The sequence below is a fragment of the Legionella quateirensis genome (genome assembly GCF_001467955.1).
Lineage (GTDB): Bacteria > Pseudomonadota > Gammaproteobacteria > Legionellales > Legionellaceae > Legionella > Legionella quateirensis.
Window position 1 is genome coordinate 118,428 of the sequence record NZ_LNYR01000038.1, and the last position, 21,525, is coordinate 139,952.

The following is a 21,525-nucleotide window of genomic DNA, read 5'->3' on the forward strand; positions in this document are numbered from 1 at the left end:
GCGGTATGCAGAGATCTGCTGGATGGCGCGAACAAGCCGCGCCACGTAGGTGTTATACAGCAATTTTCAACAGACCCTGAATAATCTGTGCTATCTTTTATCTTATATTACCCGCATAAAAGGATTAGAGCATGCGAAAAACCTCTACCATGCATAGGAATATTGTTTTAAGTGATCCATCTAAAGTAGGTTCGATTCGCATGATCTGTTCCATAATGATATTTATACTTTTAATAATCATAGGGACTCCAAAAGCAAATGCAGCAAAAATTACAGAATTAAATATAAAAGGTCCTATAGGTCCGGCAACGGTAGATTATATTGAACGCGGTATCAACAGTGGGCAGAATGCCGATTTGATCCTGGTAATAATTGATACACCGGGTGGTCTTGACGATGCAACACGATTGATTATACAAAAATTCTTAACTTCAAAAGTTCCTATAGTGACCTATGTAAGCCCGAATGGAGCGCGTGCTGCCAGTGCAGGAACCTATTTATTATATGCCAGCACTGTAGCCGCCATGGCACCAGGAACTCAATTAGGTGCTGCAAGTCCCATCAGTTTAAGTTCTGGATTATTACAGGACAGTAACGCCAATCAAGTAACAACAACTATGAATAAAAAAATGACTAATGATGCAGTTGCTACAATTCGCGCTCTGGCACAATTAAGAGGAAGGGATCCTGATTTTGCGCAAAATGCAGTGATTAATGCCACTACATTAACATCGATTGAGGCACATGACTCAGGTGCTATTAACTATATTGCTACCGATAAATACGATTTACTTTCTCAATTAAATGGCATAACAGTAGTGCAAAATAATCATAAAATGACGCTCAATACGGATAACCCGCAAATTGAACAAATCAATCCTGATTGGCGAACACGCCTTTTATCAGTGATAACAAATCCGACTGTTGCATATCTGTTAATTCTACTGGGAATTTATGGTATTTTCTTTGAGTTTTTAAACCCCGGATTTGTTCTACCTGGTGTGGTTGGTGCGGTTTCAATGCTCCTGGCTTTGTATGCTCTTCAACTACTCCCTGTAAATTATGCTGGATTATTATTAATTGTTTTGGGTATGGCATTTCTTATTGCTGAAGCATTTACTCCAAGTTTTGGGGTTCTCGGTGTGGGCGGAACAATTGCTTTCGTGCTCGGATCCATCATGTTAATGAATACTGACTATGCGGCGTTTCAAATAGCTTGGTCTGCTATTTGGGCTATGGCGTTTTTGAATGTTCTATTATTCATTGTTGTTTTGGGTATGATAATAAAATCACGCCGTCAAAGGGTACGAAATGGATTGATTATGCTGGTGGGTGCAAAAGGAAGAGCATTAGGTGACATTAATCCAGATGGGCAAGCTGTAATACGTGGTGAGATTTGGAGTGTTCGGGCAAAAGAGCCCATTGCGGCAGATAAAAATATCAAAGTGATATTAATCCAGGGCTTATTATTGGAAGTAGTAGAGGATTTAACTGCTGAATGAACCTCGGTCATAGGGATTCAATAATTCTAGGGAGACGATGATGGGCGCTTTTTTGGGCGTACTAGTGATAATACTTGGTTTGCTGCTTGTTTCAGCAGTTAAGGTCTTCAGAGAATATGAACGGGGCGTAGTGTTTATGTTGGGACGCTTCTGGAAAGTGAAAGGGCCCGGTTTAGTGTTGATTATCCCTGTTGTTCAGCAGGTTGTTCGTGTTGATTTACGCACTATAGTAATGGATGTACCCAGTCAGGATGTTATTTCCAAAGACAATGTGTCAGTACGTGTTAATGCAGTAGTGTATTTTCGGGTAGTGGTACCTGAAAATGCAATTATTCAAGTGGAAAATTATTTCGAAGCTACAAGTCAATTAGCCCAGACTACACTGCGATCCGTACTTGGACAACATGAGTTGGATGAGATGCTGTCGGAACGAGAACGATTAAATAGTGATGTGCAGAAAATATTGGATTCTCAAACGGACAATTGGGGTATAAAGGTATCCAATGTTGAGATAAAAAGAGTAGATTTGGATGAGAGCATGATTCGGGCCATTGCCAAGCAGGCAGAGGCTGAGCGGGACAGAAGAGCTAAAGTAATCCATGCTGAGGGCGAACTGCAGGCTTCTGAGAAACTATTACAGGCTTCACAAGTACTTGCTCAACAGCCTCAGGCAATGCAATTGAGGTATTTGCAAACCTTAGCTGCGATTGCTGGAACAAATAATTCAACGATTATATTCCCCATGCCCATGGAGCTGGGCGAACTATTATCCCATATGGCTTCTAAAAAAAATAAATGATTTTTCAGAGTTCAAACTTTCGTTTGAGCAGTTTTTATGATAGAACTCTATTTTTTAGAAGCAATGAGGTTTAACAGTGTCAATTAAGTCAGATAAATGGATTGAGAAAATGGCGCGTGAGCATGGTATGATCTCCCCATTTCAATCAGGACAAGTAAGGGAAAATGAAGGTGGCCGGATCATTTCTTATGGCGTATCGAGCTATGGATATGATGTTCGTTGCTCTAATGAATTCAAGATTTTTACAAATATAAACTCCGCCATTGTCGATCCAAAAGCATTTGATGAGAACAGTTTTGTTGATGTGACATCCGATGTGTGTATCATACCGCCAAATTCATTCGCATTGGCGAGAACAGTTGAATATTTTCGAATTCCCCGAAATGTACTGACTATTTGTTTGGGGAAATCTACTTATGCTCGTTGTGGAATCATCGTGAATGTAACACCATTAGAACCTGAGTGGGAAGGACATGTGACTCTGGAGTTTTCAAATACCACAACATTACCTGCTAAAATTTATGCAAATGAAGGCGTGGCGCAAATGTTGTTTCTGGAAGCTAGCGAAGTTTGTGCTGTTTCTTATCGTGATCGTGGTGGAAAATATCAGGGACAAACTGGTGTGACTTTACCACGTACTTAAGCACCAATTTGAATTGTTATCCCGTATTCACAGATAATACGGGATAAACGATGCTTACATCGAATTGGTTCCTGGCTCTTATAAAAAGTTAATCATCTTCTGGCAATGGGCTCGTTGCTCGAGAGGCATCGACACGTTCGCGAAGCTCTTTGCCTGGTTTGAAATGAGGACTGTGTTTTGCTTCAGTCACTACTTTTTCTCCAGTCTTGGGATTATGAGCATTTCGCGGTGGCCGATAATGCAGTGAAAAAGATCCAAATCCCCTTATTTCGATTCGTTGGCCATTAATGAGCGCTTCACTCATTAATTCCAATATTCTATTTATCCCATCAGCTACTTGTTTTTCTGAAAGATGCGTCATTCGAGCAGCGATGTGTTCAATGAGTTCCGATTTAATCATACCCACCTCGTTTTGTCGCGTGTTCTAAAGTCTGCTACCAAGACACATCAGGCGCTGACAATTTTCCTTTGTTTTATAAGTATAGACTGGGTAATAAATTATTCAATGTTTTCAAGCCAGTTAGTTTAAATTTGTTTTCGTGCATGAATAAACACAGGGACAACCCCCCAACTCATTTGTAATTTTGTGCTGTTTATCCGTGTAAAATCACTGCTTTTTAAAGGCTTGCTCGTTGTAATTACCGTTTTGATTAGTGGTAAATGACTGAGCCGTGAATTGAGTTTATTCCAGGTCGTACCAAAGAACGTTGTGGAATTAATAAAAATAAGCGTTGCTTCTCCTAAATCTAAATCGGCATCCAGAATATCGCTCTTGATAATCTGTATGTGTTCTGTTCGCTCCCTATAGTCAGGATTTGCCGCCAGTTTTTGGACTTGAGTACAAGCACTTGCATAGAGTTCAGGCAGGATTTCTACCCCAACACTTTTGCGTACGGGATAAACCATGCCACAAGCGATTACCGCTTTTCCTACTCCGCACCCCAAATCATAAAATACAGTATCACAATCAGGATTGACCAAGGATAATAGTGCTACAAAGGGCAAAAATTCGATTTCGCCATAGGTATATTCAATTGCGTCTTCAACCTGGTTTTGCCTTGCAAGACGAGACAGTGAGAATCCATCCACAGCAGCGTATAACTGGTTAAAAACTTGAGCGTGCTCTGTCAGGTTTAATGAATCCTGCCAATTTTGAATTCTCGATCGCCTTATTTTTTGCTGAACATAATGAAAGAGCAATAAGAATACAATGAATAAAATCACCAGACTTGCTATACCATGCAGGAAATGAAATCTCTCATCAACCATGCCGTAAACCGTCATCATTTAAAATTTTTTCTTTTTCTTCCTGACTTAAATTGGGCCATGCCTGGAGTAACACTTTTCCTGCTTCTCGTTCATTCATGGCTTGATGATGCATTTCCCAAGGAAGTTCATCACTAAGATAAAGTACAATAACAAAAGCAGTTAAGAGCGTAGTAAAGACGGCAAAGAGTCCAAATCGTAACTGAAACATGCTCAGTAGTTTATTGCTCTTGTTTACTGCATCATTTGCAACTCGCTCGACATGATCACAACTTTCGCTGGCAATGCGATGAAATTGATGAACGTCATATCGAGCCAGTTGGGCAGCAATAGTTTGCGTTGCTTTGGTTGTGTGTTTTTCAATTTTATCGATACAATGCTCTGTTAACGTTTTGAGCTTTTCCTGGTGCTGCTGAAAATTAAGAGTGAATTGATTACAGCTACGCTCCAAAGTATGCAGATTGGCTTCCCCTTGGGCCAGTGCTTTTTCTGCCGTTATTCGAAACTTTGCTGCCCCAGCCTGTGATAACAATTCGTTAATTGATGCCAGTTCATTATGCAGCGTTTGAGTACAGTGCAGTAACCTGGTATTTTGTTGTTCAATTTCTTCCCGCCATTCCAACATCTTGGTTTCGGCAAGTTCAAAGTATGCGATAAATTCGCCTGTATGTCGCAGTAACTCTTTGACGCGGACTATATCATCATCTTGATAATGCTCCATGCGCGCTCCTTTTAGATCCATCTTTTCCAGTAGAATGCTGTATACACATTTCCTTTACGATTCTAAGTCAGGTATCACTATGAGTTCCCTGATCTGGGCTTATGGTGTTATATACCTAAGTATCTCGGGTATGGATCATTCTATAACTATAAAAATATTTTTGGAACGGCAAAATTGGAACTTGATTGGTATCTTTAATCAATCTGAACTTGTTCCCTACGGTATTGGTACGCAATTCCGTACTGGTTTATTCCTTGTATTTGCAGCAATTTATACGCATCAGTGGTTATGGACTCTCTTTTTATATAGCAAAAGTCCTATTGATAGTGGCATGTATTATGCTTAGTGTATGAACGTATCCATGTTTTTATTATTCAAGACCTGTTAAATAACTTTAATTAAGCGAAAGCAAAATGTATTAGAGTTGATTTAATAAGCATTTTGCCTTTAATTGATTCGCCCTAGTGACAAAAAATACTTTAAATTGTAAAAAGGTTGTTAATATTTCCTTAATATTGATTCATTAGAATGGATATATATATTAGGGGTGGGAGAGAACCATGGTCGGAAACAGCTTTTTTGATAGGGCTCCTGCGAAACACGATAAAAAGCAGGCCTCATCAGAAGATACCTTTATTAATGTTGGTGGAAAGCAGTTTCAAGCTTTGGCTGTAGCTTTTATTGATTATTTTAAACATTCCACTCGTGTTAATGATTATACTTTAAAGAAAATATTAGAACGTTTTTACGCTCATTATCCCAAATTTATTTCGAATCAGGCCTATCTGAATCCTACGGATCGCATGGGAATTTTAATTAACAGCGCGCGTAAATCTGAAGTGGTTGAATGTCTGGCTTATGTTTTACACCAAATCACCATAGATGAAGTGTACGCTCATCCATTAAATTACCGTGAAGCTTTTGATGGTCTTGATGTACATACATCCAAAGCTTTTCTGCGCCAACCTGGTACAACAGTTCCTTCTAGTGTCCTTCGAGCTTTATCTCAAGCTTTAGGGATAACTATAGTGCTCTTTTTTACAGAACATGGAAAAGAACTGCGGCTTAGAACTATTTATTCCAATGGCGCACCTAATATGTTTAAAGTGGAATTATTTTTACAAGTTAATGAAGGAAACTATTTTCCCAGAGTCAAAAATGAAGCGGATTATGCTTATGTAGGTCAATTGGCAATTAAACCGCCTGAACCTGTTGTAAACGACGAACGCAATAAAGGTACAATTGCCGAAATGCTCGATCAGATTAAAACGGATAATAAACAGATTTTAAGAACATACAATCAATGGAGGCAGAATTTGTTAATGGAAGGCCTGACCAGAGAAGATCTGATAACGCTTTATATTAAATTTTTGCCATTACAAAGTTCTATTATCCCGGATCCCAAATTATTTTTCTCAAAATTAACCGCCCCAGAAGGTAAAGTAGTTAAAGTTGAGGAAATTAGTAACGAACAATACGTTAATGAAGAATTAGCTGGAACATTGGCGGAGTGGATTAGTATCAATCAGGTAGATCCTGATCTATTGCTGGATTATATGGATAAACCGGGTATGCGAACAGCCAGCCCAGCCGCGTGATCTGTTGGGTGATGTTTTGAGTTAAACCGGTCTGTGAGAACTCTGAGCGCTAAATCCTTGATATAGTGAATTGACTCCGGAGTGGAGCCAATTTCAACATGCACCGTGTTCAGTTTATAGGAAACCCTGTTGTTTCATCCATTCATCATTAGCAAATTTTGACATGTAGTTACGAATGGAATCCGGTAAAATGACCAGGCATTTTTGTCCTTTTATTAAGGATTTTGCAGCCTCTAATGCAGCCCACATAGCCGAACCGCATGAGCCTCCTACGAGTAATCCTTCTTCACGAATTAATTGTCTTGCCATGTGGAATGAATCCGCATCATTTGTCTTAACATAGGCATCAATTAAATTATTATCCAAAACGTCAGGAAAGAAATCATAGCCTATCCCTTCAACTAGATAAGATTTGATTTCAGTGCCGCCACCCAGTATTGAGCCTTCCGGGTCTACACCAATAATCTGGATTTTTGGATTATATTCTTTTAATCGTTTAGCTATGCCTGTTATTGTACCCCCTGTTCCGACTCCTGCGACCACCATGTGTAAGTCCATACCAAACTCATCAATTATTTCCTGGGCTGTTCCATGATAATGGGCATTAGGATTATTGGGGTTTGAGTATTGATCAAGAATATGAGAATTCGGTATTTTTGCTTTTAAATCTTTTGCCAGGGAAATGTGGCTGTCTGGGTCGTGTGATGCAGCCTCAGTCCGCGTTCTGTATATTTTTGCCCCCAGGAGCTCAAGAACGGATTGCTTTTCCTGACTCATTTTTTCCGGCATGGTGATAATAACTTTATAACCTAAAACGGCTCCAGCCAGTGCGATGCCTATTCCTGTATTTCCCGAGGTTGGTTCAATCAAGGTGTCACCGGGTTTAATCTTTCCTTCTCGTTCAGCCTGAATAACCATCTCATATCCGATACGGTCTTTAACCGAGCCACCGGGATTGAAAAATTCACATTTGGCATAGAGTTCACAATTTAAATGGCGACCCAAGCGATTTATTTTTACCACTGGTGTATGTCCTATGGTGGCCAGAATATTAGGGTAAATCATGTTAGTCCCTTTTTAATGAGAAGAGATTCGATTATAAGCATATAGGAAGAAAATGCAAAACTGTTGCATTGGGCTTTTAATGATTAAATGAATGAGGCCCTAAGTAATGATTGATACTTACAGGCCTCAATTGAAACAAGCAATCAAGGGGTAACGATCATATCAAAAAATATCGTTGTTGTATTAGACCCTTTTACTGGAATGGTTCTTAGACTATGCGGGCTAGAGGCACTGCTGCTGAGCTCAAAAATCAATGAACAGGATTCTCCAGCTTTTAATACCTCACATATGGAGGTTTGTACTACATCACCATTCCAATCTGCAGGCAGGGTTGCCATTACATTTAATGCATCAATTTTTGAATAATTTAGAATATTTACATAACCTGTGTTGGGATTTGTAAATGTCATTGTCACAAGACAGTTGGCCAAAGTATTGCGACATGATACTAATCCGGATCCAGGATTTGATGGAGCAATGACGGCTTGTATTGATAACTGTGCTTGTTCATTCGAATTATTGGGTTCGGATGCGTGCAAGACTCCAAAAGTGAGCGAAGCCAGCATGAGAATGATGACACGTTTAAATCGAAATAAATTCATAAATCCATCCTTAGTTTTTAATTATAATAGAGTTCGGGGTTGGCTTAGAGCTGAAATTAAATCAATCTTCTCAAAATTTCTGAATAAAGAATAGAGTGGGCTGTATTTAAATAGTGTTTACTCCAGTTCGGGCAGTATTTAATGTTCGATTTGAAAGTAAAATCTGGAAGTTTATATGTAATTCTGACATGATAATGTGACCAAAATCTATATAATTTCATGCAGTTTATTAGTGTAACAGTTGTTTCTCAATAAGTTCGAGATAACGTTTACTGGGGTTTATTGAGCGGTTACTTGTAAAATCTCTATTTCCTCTGATTTATATAGTTGTTTGCATCTCATCCAAATTGAATCATTTCAAGTGAGTTTCGAAGAAAGAGATGTTGATGAAGGTGTAATCACCAAAATTACTTGATGCAGACATGATTCATCAATGGTATTGAACATTACAGGAGTTTTAATATGCAAAGATATTTAACCTATAAATATGGCCGCTGGTCACTATTGTTCGTGGTATTCGGACTTTTGGGTTGTCCATCCCCCAATGTTGCGCCTCAATTAACACCAGAACAGTTGGCTGCTAATCATGTGACTCAGAATCAGGTAAATGAATGGAACGCAAATAATGTAGCCAATGCTAATCCGAATGCGATCGCAACTCTTGCTATTGTTGGTTGTGGGCAAGTACCTTTGGTTTAAAGAATTTCTATTTTGGGATTGAGCCGAGCTAAGGATAATTAGAATTAATTTTTATAAGGGAATGTAATGAGAACCAAGATATTTTTGACTGTTCTGATGTTATTCGTATCAACAGCATATTCCAAAGTTCAGGCGGTTGAATCAACGACTGGTGTTAAGAGTAAACAGGAAATAGAACAATTAATTCAACTCTATTTAAAGCCTAAAGGGGTTTTTAATACTTCTTATGATGAATTTAAATTTTCTTCCTATCAAGGGGCTGCATTTAATCATTATTCTGGCCATAGCAATTTTATATCTGCTGGCGCGGACAATCTGAACTTCTATAATTTTTATTGGGGAATAAATGCATACAACATCACTACCAATACGAATACAACCTCAAGATTAACTAATGATTTAAGTCAAAGTCACGGTTCAATTGAGGATAATGGAGTGTTTTTACACGTGATGAAGCAGGTTGTTTTTCCCGTATTTGTTGATGTGTTCGCCAGTTTTGGCAGGGATCGATTCAAGCAGACTAATTTAGTGAATGGTGATACGGCTAATGCTGTGACTGGCAGAGCTCATTATTACGGTCATGACAGCACCGTTGGGGCGCGAACTTTTTTTGGACAGTCTTATAAGCAACTGTATTTACAAGGTTATTTAACCTATTTTTACAGCACGTTTTATCAACCAAATTTTATTTTTGAGTATCCCATTGATAATGTTTCTGTTCCATCTTTGACTTCAAAAGTAGGTACATTAATTGAGCACGCACGTTTATACTATCAAGTGAACGAGCATTTCTCTCCCTTTGTCAGCGGAAGCTTGATTCAGATAACAAGCCGTTCATTCAGCAGACCACTTGTTGATCAGAACCTTGCAACTATCTCTGCACTTCCACAATTGCTTCTGGCTAAAAATGGATACAATTATGGCGTTGGTGTGGATTATCACTATAAGACCATCCGTGTAACACCATCTTATGTGCATACAGTTCGTGGCAATACCTTCTCTGATAATTATGTGAGTGTTAATTTTGAGTTAACCGGTTTGGATTGATTCAGTGATAATGCGAGTTTAAAAAGCTAAATCATAAATAAGTTCTAGAGATTCAGGGTTTGAAAATTTCGTAGACGCCTATTGGGGATATTGATACTATGGGCTGAAAATTCCAGATCAGGAATATTAATAATAACAAGGAGTTTTGGTGATTATGTTGCACTATGTCAGGAAAGCCAGTTTTGTAAGTTTAATAATGGTCAGTAGTTCATTATCCTTTGCTGGTGTTATGGGTGAGGTTCAGGATGACAGTAAACGGTTTTTTGGTTATGTGGCGCCAATATACGGATCATTAAGTGATGAAGGTATCAATAGAACACCGTATGCAGAAGCGATTACTGGCGGTGCAATAACAGAACATATGATGAATCCGGATTCACGCTGGGGTTATAGTTTAGGTTTGGGTTATCAATTTGGTCCAGAAAAAGGCCATGATGTGGTTTTAAGTTATACCAATTTAAAAAATCGAGGTACAGATGCAGCTGTTATTACCAGTCCAAGCGATGTGCTGGTTAATCGATTAAGCCAGATTGTACAATCTCAATTCGATGATCCCGATTTTATGGCCTCATCAGGTGGTCAGGACATGGTGGGACCAGCAAGCGCGGTGGTGAGCTCACATTATGACTATCAAACTGCTGATTTAATAACGCATCGAAATTTTTTAAGCGGATTTTTGAACTATGTCCATTTTTCTCGTTATTACGGTATTAAAGCATCAGAGTTTAAAAAGGGGTTTTCTGCCCAATATGCTGGAAATTTTGTGTCAATTGATCCCCGGTTTTTTAATACAACAATTCAACCACTGACAAACCAAATCGATTATGAAGCGAAATTTTTCGGAATTGGCCCTCGTATTGGAATGGGCGCGGCATGGGATTTAAATCGATTTTTTAGCCTTGTTGGCGATGTTTCTGCCTCACTATTGGGAGGATCCTATAAAACCACCTGGAACGAAGCATTAATTACTACAACAGATGCGTTTATTCCTAACTTGCCAAGAACCGGCAGATTCAGTTTTACCCAGAATAGTAATAACAGATTATGGTCATCATTAGTTATTGGCTCCAATTTGGCAATTGCAACTCATTTTGATTTAAAAAATGGCAGTTCTGTGGGGGTTCAGGGTGGTATTAATACAGAGCAATATTGGACGGCTACCACACCGGATTCAATTCGTAGTAGCAATACCGCTAATAGTGTTTATTTTAGTCAGCGAATTGCTGTTCGTGATGTATTCATTAAACTCAGTTACTTGGCTTAATCATTTTGGAGACATGATTTGAAATCATTTTCAAATTATGTCGACAGTTTTATGGTGTTTTTCTAGGGGCTGTTGACATTTCCGATTTCGACGTCCCGCGACTTGTTCGCGGGATCCAGTTCAATCTTGATGAATACAATATGATTGTTAATGATACTCGATCTCTGGATCCCGCGAACAAGTCGCGGGACGTTGGAAATAAATAGATGAATTGTCAACACACCCTAGTGTTCATCCAAAGAGTAAACGATATTTTTTGAAAGAGTATCAGGGAAGTTCTTTCCCGATGATGCAGTTTTTTTAGTATTAAGTTAATGGTGTTGTGGAGGTAATATCATGCTTGTGAGTCCGTTAGATCATGCCCATGTGCCCAGTTCTATTATCTCATCTCCTAAGGGAATTCACCCTACCGCATTAATCGCTCCAGGAGCAAAAATTGGTTCTGATGTAACAGTTGGTCCTTATTCAATAATTGGTGAACATGTTCGAATTGGCCAAGGTACAACGATTGCTTCTCATGTTACGGTTGAAGGCTGGACTCACATTGGTGAACGGAATTATATTGGAATTGGTTCCATAGTAGGCGGCATTCCTCAAGACCTTAAATTTAAAGGTGAAATCAGTAAGGTATTTATTGGTAATGATAATGTTATTAGAGAATATGTTACGATAAACCGTGGAACAGCCGGAGGTGGCGGTGAAACATTTATTGGGAATAGTAATGTTTTTATGACCTATGTTCATGTTGCTCATGATGTTTCCGTTGGAAATAATAATATTTTTTCTAATTCTTCAGGGATTGCAGGTCATGTAGTCATTGAAGATAATGTAACTGTAGGTGCCTTTTCCGTTCTTCATCAATTCATCAAATTAGGGCGAATGTCGATGATTGGCGCACTTAGTTTGATAACTAAAGACGTTACACCATTTGCTTTGGTTTCAGGTAATCCTGCGAAACGATATGGGCTTAATGTAGAGCGACTTCGCCGTAGTGGATATAATCCTGAAGCACGAATTGCGATACAACGTGCTTATAAGATACTGTTTAATCAGGGATTATCTATGAAAAAGGCTATTGAACAGCTTGAGAGTGAATTTCCTGAAAACCTGGATATTCAATGTCTCATCCAATTTCTTCACAATTCAACACGTGGTATCTATCGTTAATTTTATTGATAAAGGTTTTTATGATCGCTCATCGATTCTCCATTCCTCGTGGACCATTCAGCCTATCCGAACTGGCTGAGATTTCAGGAGCTGCTTTATTAAATGAAGCCGAAGGTTCCTTTATGGTTGCTGATATTACAACGCTTGCCGAGGCTCAATCGACCAGCCTGGCTATGTTGCATCAAAAAAAATATGTGAAGGCGTTAAAACATTCGAAGGCCGGAGCTTGTATACTGGCTCCCGAACACCAAGAGCATGCTCCTGAACACATGCATTTATTGCTTCATAAAAATCCCTACAAAGCCTATGCCTTGATTGCTCAGGTTTTTTATCCTTTTGAACAAATGAAGCGTTTTATCGCACCAACAGCCTATGTTTCATCAAGCGCAGTAATTGGCAATGATTGCCAAATTGAACATGGTGCCTATATAGGCGATAGGGTTCGTATTGGCGCGCGTTGTAAAATTGGGGTTAATTCATACATCGGAGAAGGCGTTACCCTGGGAGATGATTGCCGTATCGAAAGTAATGTCTCCATAAGCAATACCATCATGGGAAATCAAGTCATCGTTTACCCTGGTGCACGCATTGGGCAAGATGGTTTTGGCTTTGCAAGTGATGCAAATGGACATTATAAAATTCCTCATAGAGGCGGTGTAATTATAGGTAATGATGTCGAAATTGGAGCTAATACCTGCATTGACAGAGGATCACTTGATAATACCGTTATTGGCGATTGTTGTCGTTTGGATAATCTGATACAGATAGGGCATAACGTTAAAGTGGGACGAGGTACGATTATTGTTGCTCAGGTAGGTATTGCCGGCAGTACAGAGTTAGGTGAGTGGGTCACCTTATCGGGTCAGGTTGGTGTAATTGGTCATTTGAATATAGGCAAAAAGGCAACAATTTTGTTTGGAAGCAAGGTACTTAAAGATGTTCCTCCAGATGCTAGAGAGGGAGGGTTTCCTTCTATGCCGTCACGTGATTGGTTAAGACAGGTCTTTTCATTAAAAAAAGAATCAGGCAGATGCGATGGCAAGAATCTTTAGAACCGCTAATGCTGCTTTTTCACTGGCATTCTGGCGCAATTCTTTGTGAATTTCTCTGAATTGTTGGATTAACTGATCCTGTATTGGCTTTTGGAGAAAATGCAGAACCTGTTGCGCGATGGGTTGTGCACGTGCTTTTGTTTGAACAAATTCGGGAACCAGTTCACGATTAGCTAATAAATTGGGCAGAGAAATAAAGGGTATTTTAAGCTGAGGCGCAATAAGGGCATGGTTAAGCGCTCCCCATTTAAAAGCTACTACCATCGGTTTCTTTAACAGCATTGCTTCCAGGGTAGTTGTGCCGGATTTTGCTAATACCACATCCGCTGCAGCCATTACATCTCGAGCACTTTGAGTGGTTATCTGGACATTAGCCTTAATACCTGAACTGTCCAGTTGCTTTTGAAACATGTCGCGTAAATTTGCATTAGCTAATGGCACCATAAATTGAACCTGTTGGTTTTGTAAACTGATTTCTTGCATGACATCAAGAAACAATGGCCCCATATATTTTATTTCACCCACCCTGCTGCCAGGTAATACGGCAATGTGTTTGTCCTGGGAACTCAAGCCCAGCTGACTTTTTTTATGCCTCGTATCCATTTCCATCTCAATCTCATCAGCCAGCGGATGGCCAACAAATTGAGCAGGTACTTCAAACCGTTGATAAAACTCTTCTTCAAAAGGAAAAAGGGTGAGAACCATGTCAATCGTTTTTTTAATGTGATAGACCCTCTTTTGGCGCCATGCCCAAACTTTAGGACTGACGTATTGTACGGTCTTTACGCCCCTTGGCTTTAGTTTTTTTGCAAGCCATAAATTGAAATTGGAATAGTCTATACCTATAAAAATATCAGGTGGATTGAGTACCCATTGATTGAGTAGTTGTTGCCTTATTCTGTAGAGCTCTGGATATCGTTTGAGCACATCTCCTATCCCCATAACGGACAAGCGTTCTATATTGATGAAGGATTGCATTCCTTCCTGAATCATTTGTGTGCCGCCTATGCCTTCAAATACTAATGGCACGTCATGTTTTTTTAATTCCCGGATCAAACCCGCTCCGAGCAGATCTCCTGATGGCTCCCCAGCTATTATTGCAATACGTAAAGGACGCTTTAAACTCACTTTTATCCTGGATTAATTGAATGGTTCAATGCGAGGGATGTTAGCTCAAATGCAAGTCAATGACCAAGTACTATTTTACTTTGGAATTCACTCCTTGTAGACTTCTTTCCGGTTCAGATTTTTTTCACTTAATCAATGAACTGGACAGTCTGCATGCATAATAGGATAAACTATTCTATGGTCAAATTAACACGTGGTTTAAAGACACTTCCCGTGACATTGATGGGGTGGATTGTCTATTTAATTATTCCATTCAAAAAGAGCATTGCACAAAAAAATATAGAGCGAGTTTTTGAAAACTCAATGAATTCTCAAGAAAAGAAACGCCTGGTTATCGCTTATTATTCGCATCTGATGACCAGTATAAAGGAGTTGATTTTATACGCTTTAGTCAGTAAAAAACGTTTGGAGAAGCGAGTAAAAACAATAGGTATGGAGCATCTCTATAACGCAATGAACCAAGGTAAAGGAGTACTTGTGCTAACCGGACACTTTGGAAGTTGGGAATTTTCTCCTTTGTTTTTTCTGGATAATGTTGAGGGTAATAAAGACCAATTTTATTGCATCAGGAAGTCATTACGGTTTGCATTTTTGGATAATATTTTTTTACGTCGATATGAAGCGGCTGGTTTTAAGCTTATTAATAAAAAAAATGCCATTCGGGAAGTGTGTAAAGTATTACAAAAGGGAGGAGTCGTATTTTTTCCATTCGATCTTCGACCATCTTATAAAGATAATAATAAAATACTGACGAATTTTTTAGGTCAGAATACAAGTACTTATACTAGTTTGGCCTATTTGGCGGAACGTTATAATTCCCCTGTATTATCAACAAGCTATTATCGTATTAATAAAAAACAGCATGTGAATCAATTTTATCCTGAAATTCCAAGAAATATGAGTGTCGATAAACAGGATGCGATCCTGAAAAATACCCAAAACTACAATAAACGACTTGAAGAAATGGTACTAGAACATCCTGAGCAATGGCTTTGGTCTTATAAGCGGTGGTAATTTTTAAGGCATGATGATGACTGACAACATTTTTTCCAATCTTCGTATTACTCTTTGGGGGCGATTAATGCATCGAATGTTCCCTTTGAGAAAAAACATCATTATCAACAATATTGATCGGGTCTTTAAAGATAAAGCGACTTCTTTTGAAAAGACCAGATTGCTAAAAGCGTTCTACTCTCATCTGGTTATAGTCCTTAAGGATATCCTGCTTGTGGGATGGCTGAGTACAGACAGTATGAAACGTAGAGTGGAAGTTCGTGGCATGGAGCATTTATTAGACGCAGTGAACCAGAATAAAGGGGTGTTAATATTAACAGGTCATCTGGGCAGCTGGGAGTTCGCTGTTCCCGCAGGTATTCTTCATTTAGATTCATTGATTGATAAAATACATATTATTAGACGTCCTATTCGTAAGAAATGGTTAGAGCATTTGATATTTCAACGTTTTCAGAGATGGAACATTAAATTGATTAGCAGCATTAATGCCCCAAAATTGGTCAGTCGCGCACTAAAAAAGAAGGAGCTCGTGTTCTATTTTTTAGATCAGCATACCAGTATAGAAAAAAACTCAGGTCTAGCTGTTGATTTTTTTAATGTCAAAGCCGGAACTTATCGCAGTCTGGCTGTTTTTGCATCTAAATATGACAGTCCTGTGGTGCCTTTATCCTGCTATCGAGCAGAAAAAGGGAATCATGTTTTTGAATTTTTCCCTGCGCTTGAATGGCAGGAACATCCCGATAACGCTCAGGCCATATACAATAATACAGTGATCTATAATCAAATCCTGGAACAAATGATATTGGCTCACCCTGAACAATGGTGGTGGGTGCACCGCAGATGGAAATTATAAATGATTCGCTTAATAGTTCTCGCTAACGATAATGGGATCGCAGAAATGATCAATTCAGTACTATAATCATCTCATAATCCAATCGCGGAATGTTGAGAATAAATTGATCCTTTGTCAACACACCCGTGTGTATCTGTAATTCAAGTGAATATAATTTAAGGCCATTCAATGTCTAAGTCGATACAGGGAGTGATTGTTTGGTTTATTTCTACATTATTTGTTATCTATGCTTTTTGCCTTAATACGGCGGGCGCCGTTTTTTCGGAGTCGATCAAGTCAGCACTGCATAGTTCAGATATGGGCGTTTCGTTTGCTGCAGGATCGTTTATTCTTGGATTTGCCTGCATGCAAATTCCAGCGGGTTATCTACTTGATCGCTATAATGCCCGATATATAGTGAGTAGTGCTTTATTTTTGGTTGCTTCAGGAAATGTAGCCATTTCATTTTCTACTAACATCTATACTTATTGTCTGGCTAATCTTATTCAAGGCATGGGGGCATCTTTCGATTTCATTGCAGCGAGTATTCTTGTGGCTCAGTGGTTTCCCCGCAATATGTTTCCTATTTTAACCGGACTGATTGAAACCTTGGCTTTTATTGCCAGTGGCCTGATTCATTATTTTTTAATGATTAAATTACAGACGTACTCCTGGAATCAAATCTATCAATATTTTGCAGTTTATGGGTACTGTTTGTTTATTTTGGCAATGTTCTGGGTAAAAACTCCGGAAGATTTTCAATTCGCGAGAAACATTTCTTTAAAGGCTTCATTAACTATCGTCTGTAACAATGGACAAACCTGGTTATGTGCTTTTACTGCTGCAACCTCTTTTGGCATTTTGTTGGCATATGGTGGTCTTTGGTATTTGCCCATTCAGGAATATTATTCAGTAAACAGCAGTACAGCAGTTTTAATTGGTGGTATGGTATTTTTTGGAATTGGAGTGGGAACTCCATTGCTGGGCTGGATCTCCAATCGTATTAAATCAAGAAAACTGGTTCTGCATCTTACTTTGGTACTGGGGACTATGGGTTTGCTGATGGCAGTTTATCTGCCGCATTATATGATTAATAATTATTATATAATTGAAGCGGTATCCTTTTTTACCGGTTTTATGCTTTCTGGATCCATGTTGATTTATACCATGGTGAGCGAAATGTCTTCGAACAGTACTCGTGGTATAGCCATCAGTATTACTAATTCCTCAGTTTTTTTATTTAATACACTATTATTATTTATACCGTATTTATTTATTACCAAAGAATCGCCTCATTTTTATACTTTTTTATGGGTATTACCGTTTTGTGCCATTGTTTCTATAATGCTGTCTTTCTTTATAAAAGAGACTTATAGCGCAGATTAAATGATTAGTTTGCTGCGATATAAAAGTTATTGGTTATTGTGGTTAATTATTGATTTTTAAACTATATTAATTGCGGAAGTAAAAATTATTTTGGTTTCAATTTATTAACTTATGCAGGAAGCTAATTATGAACAATATTAAATTTTTGAAGTGGGGATCTGCTGTTGCTTTAGTTTTAGGTTTGTCAGGTTGCTATATGGATGGACAAAGCGCTCAAGAGTCAACTTATTCAACTGGAAACTCAACCCCCAGCAATCAATCCGCTACAGGTGCACCACAAGCCAAACAAAAAAGTTATGCATCAAAAGAGCCTACCCAGAAAGCAACTCCAGGCCCTAAACAAACTGCCGCCCCACAATTGCCTGTCATTCAGTAATTAAGTCATTTTCATAAGGTTCCCTCTTATTTTCAACAAGATAAGAGGGAATATCTTAATCCAATCATTCACTGGAAATATTCGAATTATGAACTAGTATTTATCATGAGTATTGCTCTTAATTTGGTCAATCAATTCAAGTTATAGTCACCTTTGTTTGTTCTATTGGGTTGGTATTGATAACTCATATACAGGGAGTGGTTAAGATGATTAATTATAAATCATTTAATTGGCGTTATGGTCTGGTCACGGTGTTGGTCTTTGGCTTATCGAGTTGTGCTAATAAACCGGTAGCAACACAAACCGAAGCTGCTAACATTAAAGTACAAAAATTAAATACTGCCAATCAAGTGGATATTGAGTCCAGTACGGCTAAAAATCCTGTACTGATCAGCTCTCCGGAAACATCGAGCAGTCCAACGCCTACACCTGCTCCAGTTGAATCAATGTCTCCAGACTCAGGCCTTTCTGACGTAAATCCAGATGTTGAGTAGAATGTGTTGACAATTCACCAAAATATTCCCAACGTCCCGTGACGTCGAAATCGGAATTGTCAACACATCCTGGAATTAAATAGATACTTTGAGTCTTTAAACGAGAATTGTTGGGCTTATACGGAAGATGGTGGTTGAATTTGAGTTATGTATTTAATCCCGGCTGAGAACAGCCAGGATTAATCATCTGATTAAATTAGAAGAACCTATTGCGGTGCAATCATTTCTTCTGGTTTTACATATTCCGCGAACTGTTCGGCAGTTAAATAACCCAGTTTCACAGCTGCTTCTTGTAAAGATGAGTTATCATGATGAGCCGTTTTAGCTATTTTTGCTGCTTTATCATAGCCTATATGTTGATTCAGCGCTGTTACCAGCATTAGGGAGTGATGTAAATAATAATCGATTACGGGTTGATTGGCTTCTATCCCTTCCGCGCAAAATTCCTGAAATGAATGACAGGTATCGGCCAACAGGTTTAATGAATGCAACACATTAAATATGATGACGGGCTTGAACACATTCAATTCGAAATTGCCCTGGCTGTCTGCAATTCCTACTGCAGTATCATTACCTAAGACCTGGGCACATATCATGGTCATAGCTTCACATTGTGTTGGATTAACTTTTCCAGGCATGATGGATGAGCCGGGTTCATTTTCCGGAATGGTTATCTCACCTATGCCACAGCGAGGTCCTGAAGCCAGCCAACGAATGTCATTGGCTATTTTCATTAAAGCGCAGGCCAGAGTTTTCATGGCACTGTGTGCAAAAACCAAAGGCTCGTGCGAGGCTAAGGCAGCAAATTTATTAGGCGCTGTCACGAACGGTAATTGGGTAATGCTGGCAATGTGTGCCGCGACTTTGACTGCGAATTGTGGATGAGTGTTTAAACCCGTTCCAACTGCTGTGCCCCCTGCCGCCAATTCATAGAGTTCGGGTAAAACCTCTTCTAATCTGTGGATGCAGGCATCCAGTTGGGCAACATAGCCGGAGAATTCCTGGCCTAAAGTAATGGGGACAGCATCTTGTAAATGAGTTCTGCCAATTTTTACTATATCCTTAAAGGCTGCCATTTTAACCGCGAACGCATCTCTTAAATTTCGAACCGCAGGCAATAATTTTTCATTTATCGCAATAGCGGCAGCAATATGCATGGCAGTTGGGAAGGTATCATTTGAGGATTGAGACATATTGACATGATCATTGGGATGTATGGGGGTTTTACTGCCCATTGTCCCACCGGCCATTTCAATGGCTCGGTTGGAGATCACTTCATTGGCATTCATATTGGATTGAGTGCCGCTACCTGTTTGCCAGACATGCAAAGGAAAATGATCGTCCAGTAAGCCCTTACTGACTTCATCAGCTGCTTTAACGATTAAATCTGCTTTGTCTTTTGGTAATTTACCTAAGTCCAGATTAGTCAGTGCCGCTGCTTTTTTTAGGATTCCAAAAGCATGGGTTACTTCGCGGGGCATAATGTCTTTACCAATGTTGAAATGATGCAGAGAGCGTTCAGTCTGGGCGCCCCAATATTTATCTGCGGGTACTTCAATTTCACCCATACTGTCTGATTCAATACGCGTTTTGTTCATCATGGATTATTCCTTGGATTAGATAATGACGTTCGAAATAAAATAATAATTCTAGCATAGCAGACGTTATTAAGTAATTTTTGTTATAGTGTCAGCTCATGATTTTTGGTGAATTAACCGTGAGAGAAATTCGTATATACCAACCTGGTGATTATCAAAGTGGGCAACTGGTGGAGTTATCACCAGAAGCGGGTCAACATGTGGCTGTGGTCTTGCGCATGCAACCAGGCGACCCTTTGACTCTGTTTTGTGGGGACAATCGTGAATTTTCGGCGGTCATTGAGCACGTTAAAAAAAAACAGGTTAAGGTTTTGATTGAGTCGGTTAACGAAAAAAATAGGGAATCACCTTTGAGCATCCATCTGGCTCAGGCCATCTCTAAAGGAGATCGTATGGAGATGGTAATGCAAAAATCAGTTGAATTAGGGGTTGCATCAATAACTCCTTTAATCACGGAACGATGTGCGGTAAAGCTCGATAAAGAGCGAATGGCGAAAAAACTGCATCAATGGCAAAACATAGTTATTGCTGCATGTGAGCAATCCGGTCGCAATGTTATACCGCCAGTGCATCCGCCAGTCCCATTAGATGAATATTTGAGCTTAGGGCACTCCGCATTTAAATTTATTTTACACCCGGAAGGCAATAAAACGTGGCGGGATTATGCAATAAATCAATCAGACATTACACTTATCATCGGACCCGAGGGTGGATTGACTGATGAAGAAATTAAATTGGCTTGTAAATCGGATTATTTACCCTTATCTTTGGGGCCAAGAATTTTACGGACAGAAACAGCGGCCATTACCGCATTAAGTGTGTTGCAAGCCGTTGGCGGTGATCTATAATAATATTTTGGATTATAAATAGTTGAGGAATACTCATGAGTGATAATATTAAAGCTGTGACAGACGCAAGTTTCGATCAGGATGTAATTAATTCCAGCAAACCGGTTTTGGTTGATTTTTGGGCGGAATGGTGTGGCCCATGCCGAGCTCTGACACCTATTCTAGAAGAAGTAGCCGCAACCCACAGTAACGATATTAACTTTGCAAAAATTAATATAGATGAAAATCCTCAAGCGCCTTCAAAATTTGGTGTTATGAGTATTCCTACTTTAATTTTATTCAAAAATGGCCAGGTTGTAGCCGTTAAAATGGGTTTGTTATCTAAATCCCAATTAAGTGCATTTGTTGAAAGTCACATCTAATTTTATTTGAGTGATGGTTGATACTGAGCGGAAGCAATGCACAACTATCACTCATATAGAGT

24 protein-coding genes are annotated in these 21,525 nt (G+C 39.1%); 17 read left to right on the forward strand and 7 right to left on the reverse strand.

Annotated elements, in window-relative coordinates; genetic code table 11:
* Positions 1–200 precede the first annotated feature (200 nt).
* The 3 genes from Lqua_RS13875 (at position 201) to dcd (ending at position 2,944) form a co-directional block, all read left to right on the forward strand.
* Positions 201–1,502, forward strand: a complete 1,302-nt coding sequence (locus Lqua_RS13875; protein WP_238585590.1) for an NfeD family protein — start codon at positions 201–203, stop codon at positions 1,500–1,502.
* A 40-nt stretch (positions 1,503–1,542) separates the two neighbouring features.
* On the forward strand, positions 1,543–2,301 hold the full coding sequence (locus Lqua_RS13880) for a slipin family protein (RefSeq protein ID WP_058474876.1): 759 nt from the start codon (positions 1,543–1,545) through the stop codon (positions 2,299–2,301).
* A gap of 76 nt (positions 2,302–2,377) precedes the next feature.
* A complete protein-coding gene (gene dcd, locus Lqua_RS13885; protein ID WP_058474877.1) occupies positions 2,378–2,944 on the forward strand; it encodes a dCTP deaminase in 567 nt (188 codons plus the stop codon).
* Positions 2,945–3,032: 88 nt separating this feature from the next.
* Here dcd and Lqua_RS13890 read toward each other — a convergent pair whose 3' ends face one another.
* The 3 genes from Lqua_RS13890 to Lqua_RS13900 form a co-directional block, all read right to left on the reverse strand.
* A complete protein-coding gene (locus tag Lqua_RS13890) occupies positions 3,033–3,344 on the reverse strand; it encodes an integration host factor subunit beta (protein ID WP_058474878.1) in 312 nt (103 codons plus the stop codon).
* Positions 3,345–3,469: 125 nt separating this feature from the next.
* Positions 3,470–4,213 (reverse strand): class I SAM-dependent methyltransferase, encoded by a 744-nt coding sequence (locus tag Lqua_RS13895; RefSeq protein WP_058474879.1) that lies wholly within the window; start codon positions 4,211–4,213, stop codon positions 3,470–3,472.
* Positions 4,206–4,931, reverse strand: a complete 726-nt coding sequence (locus tag Lqua_RS13900; protein ID WP_058474880.1) for a periphilin-like transcriptional regulatory Lge1 domain-containing protein — start codon at positions 4,929–4,931, stop codon at positions 4,206–4,208. The genes Lqua_RS13895 and Lqua_RS13900 overlap by 8 nt, the downstream gene beginning before the upstream one ends.
* Positions 4,932–5,010: 79 nt before the next feature.
* Between Lqua_RS13900 and Lqua_RS13905 the strand changes: the two genes are divergently transcribed.
* Together Lqua_RS13905 and Lqua_RS13910 are read left to right on the forward strand one after the other, a co-directional pair.
* A complete protein-coding gene (locus Lqua_RS13905) occupies positions 5,011–5,277 on the forward strand; it encodes a hypothetical protein (RefSeq protein WP_058474881.1) in 267 nt (88 codons plus the stop codon).
* 214 nt (positions 5,278–5,491) lie between these two features.
* The gene (locus Lqua_RS13910; RefSeq protein ID WP_238585587.1) at positions 5,492–6,529 is read left to right on the forward strand and encodes a hypothetical protein; all 1,038 of its coding nucleotides are present in this window, start codon (positions 5,492–5,494) and stop codon (positions 6,527–6,529) included.
* Positions 6,530–6,643: 114 nt separating this feature from the next.
* Here the strand turns inward: Lqua_RS13910 and Lqua_RS13915 are convergent, their stop codons facing one another.
* Both Lqua_RS13915 and Lqua_RS13920 read right to left on the reverse strand, forming a co-directional pair.
* Positions 6,644–7,594, reverse strand: a complete 951-nt coding sequence (locus tag Lqua_RS13915) for a pyridoxal-phosphate dependent enzyme (RefSeq protein ID WP_058474882.1) — start codon at positions 7,592–7,594, stop codon at positions 6,644–6,646.
* A 143-nt stretch (positions 7,595–7,737) separates the two neighbouring features.
* On the reverse strand, positions 7,738–8,196 hold the full coding sequence (locus Lqua_RS13920; RefSeq protein WP_058474883.1) for a hypothetical protein: 459 nt from the start codon (positions 8,194–8,196) through the stop codon (positions 7,738–7,740).
* A gap of 462 nt (positions 8,197–8,658) precedes the next feature.
* Here Lqua_RS13920 and Lqua_RS13925 point away from each other — a divergent pair, with 462 nt between their 5' ends.
* The 5 genes from Lqua_RS13925 (at position 8,659) to lpxD (ending at position 13,425) form a co-directional block, all read left to right on the forward strand.
* Positions 8,659–8,895: a hypothetical protein gene (locus Lqua_RS13925; protein WP_058474884.1), complete on the forward strand. Its 237-nt coding sequence runs from the start codon at positions 8,659–8,661 to the stop codon at positions 8,893–8,895.
* Positions 8,896–8,961: 66 nt separating this feature from the next.
* On the forward strand, positions 8,962–9,942 hold the full coding sequence (locus Lqua_RS13930) for a hypothetical protein (protein ID WP_058474885.1): 981 nt from the start codon (positions 8,962–8,964) through the stop codon (positions 9,940–9,942).
* A gap of 154 nt (positions 9,943–10,096) precedes the next feature.
* On the forward strand, positions 10,097–11,206 hold the full coding sequence (locus Lqua_RS13935; RefSeq protein ID WP_058474886.1) for an Lpg1974 family pore-forming outer membrane protein: 1,110 nt from the start codon (positions 10,097–10,099) through the stop codon (positions 11,204–11,206).
* A gap of 336 nt (positions 11,207–11,542) precedes the next feature.
* Complete coding sequence (gene lpxA, locus Lqua_RS13940; RefSeq protein ID WP_058474887.1) at positions 11,543–12,373, forward strand: acyl-ACP--UDP-N-acetylglucosamine O-acyltransferase; 831 nt, start codon at positions 11,543–11,545, stop codon at positions 12,371–12,373.
* 20 nt (positions 12,374–12,393) lie between these two features.
* Positions 12,394–13,425, forward strand: a complete 1,032-nt coding sequence (lpxD, locus tag Lqua_RS13945) for a UDP-3-O-(3-hydroxymyristoyl)glucosamine N-acyltransferase (protein ID WP_058474888.1) — start codon at positions 12,394–12,396, stop codon at positions 13,423–13,425.
* On the opposite strand, the gene lpxB is transcribed toward lpxD, so the two are convergent.
* Positions 13,396–14,553 (reverse strand): lipid-A-disaccharide synthase, encoded by a 1,158-nt coding sequence (gene lpxB / locus Lqua_RS13950; RefSeq protein ID WP_058474889.1) that lies wholly within the window; start codon positions 14,551–14,553, stop codon positions 13,396–13,398. The two genes, lpxD and lpxB, sit on opposite strands and share 30 nt — an antisense overlap.
* Before the next feature lie 177 nt (positions 14,554–14,730).
* On the opposite strand from lpxB, the gene Lqua_RS13955 reads away from it, so the two are divergent.
* The 5 genes from Lqua_RS13955 (at position 14,731) to Lqua_RS13975 (ending at position 18,655) form a co-directional block, all read left to right on the forward strand.
* Positions 14,731–15,567, forward strand: a complete 837-nt coding sequence (locus Lqua_RS13955; RefSeq protein ID WP_058474890.1) for a lysophospholipid acyltransferase family protein — start codon at positions 14,731–14,733, stop codon at positions 15,565–15,567.
* 10 nt (positions 15,568–15,577) lie between these two features.
* Positions 15,578–16,420: a lysophospholipid acyltransferase family protein gene (locus Lqua_RS13960; protein WP_238585589.1), complete on the forward strand. Its 843-nt coding sequence runs from the start codon at positions 15,578–15,580 to the stop codon at positions 16,418–16,420.
* A gap of 168 nt (positions 16,421–16,588) precedes the next feature.
* Complete coding sequence (locus tag Lqua_RS13965; RefSeq protein ID WP_083501344.1) at positions 16,589–17,785, forward strand: MFS transporter; 1,197 nt, start codon at positions 16,589–16,591, stop codon at positions 17,783–17,785.
* A 127-nt stretch (positions 17,786–17,912) separates the two neighbouring features.
* The gene (locus Lqua_RS13970; protein WP_058474893.1) at positions 17,913–18,161 is read left to right on the forward strand and encodes a hypothetical protein; all 249 of its coding nucleotides are present in this window, start codon (positions 17,913–17,915) and stop codon (positions 18,159–18,161) included.
* A 206-nt stretch (positions 18,162–18,367) separates the two neighbouring features.
* Positions 18,368–18,655: a hypothetical protein gene (locus Lqua_RS13975; protein WP_058474894.1), complete on the forward strand. Its 288-nt coding sequence runs from the start codon at positions 18,368–18,370 to the stop codon at positions 18,653–18,655.
* A 206-nt stretch (positions 18,656–18,861) separates the two neighbouring features.
* Here the strand turns inward: Lqua_RS13975 and fumC are convergent, their stop codons facing one another.
* On the reverse strand, positions 18,862–20,253 hold the full coding sequence (gene fumC, locus Lqua_RS13980; protein ID WP_058474912.1) for a class II fumarate hydratase: 1,392 nt from the start codon (positions 20,251–20,253) through the stop codon (positions 18,862–18,864).
* Positions 20,254–20,372: 119 nt separating this feature from the next.
* Between fumC and Lqua_RS13985 the strand changes: the two genes are divergently transcribed.
* A complete protein-coding gene (locus tag Lqua_RS13985; protein ID WP_058474913.1) occupies positions 20,373–21,101 on the forward strand; it encodes a 16S rRNA (uracil(1498)-N(3))-methyltransferase in 729 nt (242 codons plus the stop codon).
* A gap of 35 nt (positions 21,102–21,136) precedes the next feature.
* Positions 21,137–21,463 carry a thioredoxin gene (gene trxA / locus Lqua_RS13990; RefSeq protein ID WP_058474895.1) on the forward strand — a complete coding sequence of 109 codons (327 nt, stop codon included), beginning with the start codon at positions 21,137–21,139 and terminating at the stop codon, positions 21,461–21,463.
* The last annotated feature ends 62 nt before the right edge of the window (positions 21,464–21,525 follow it).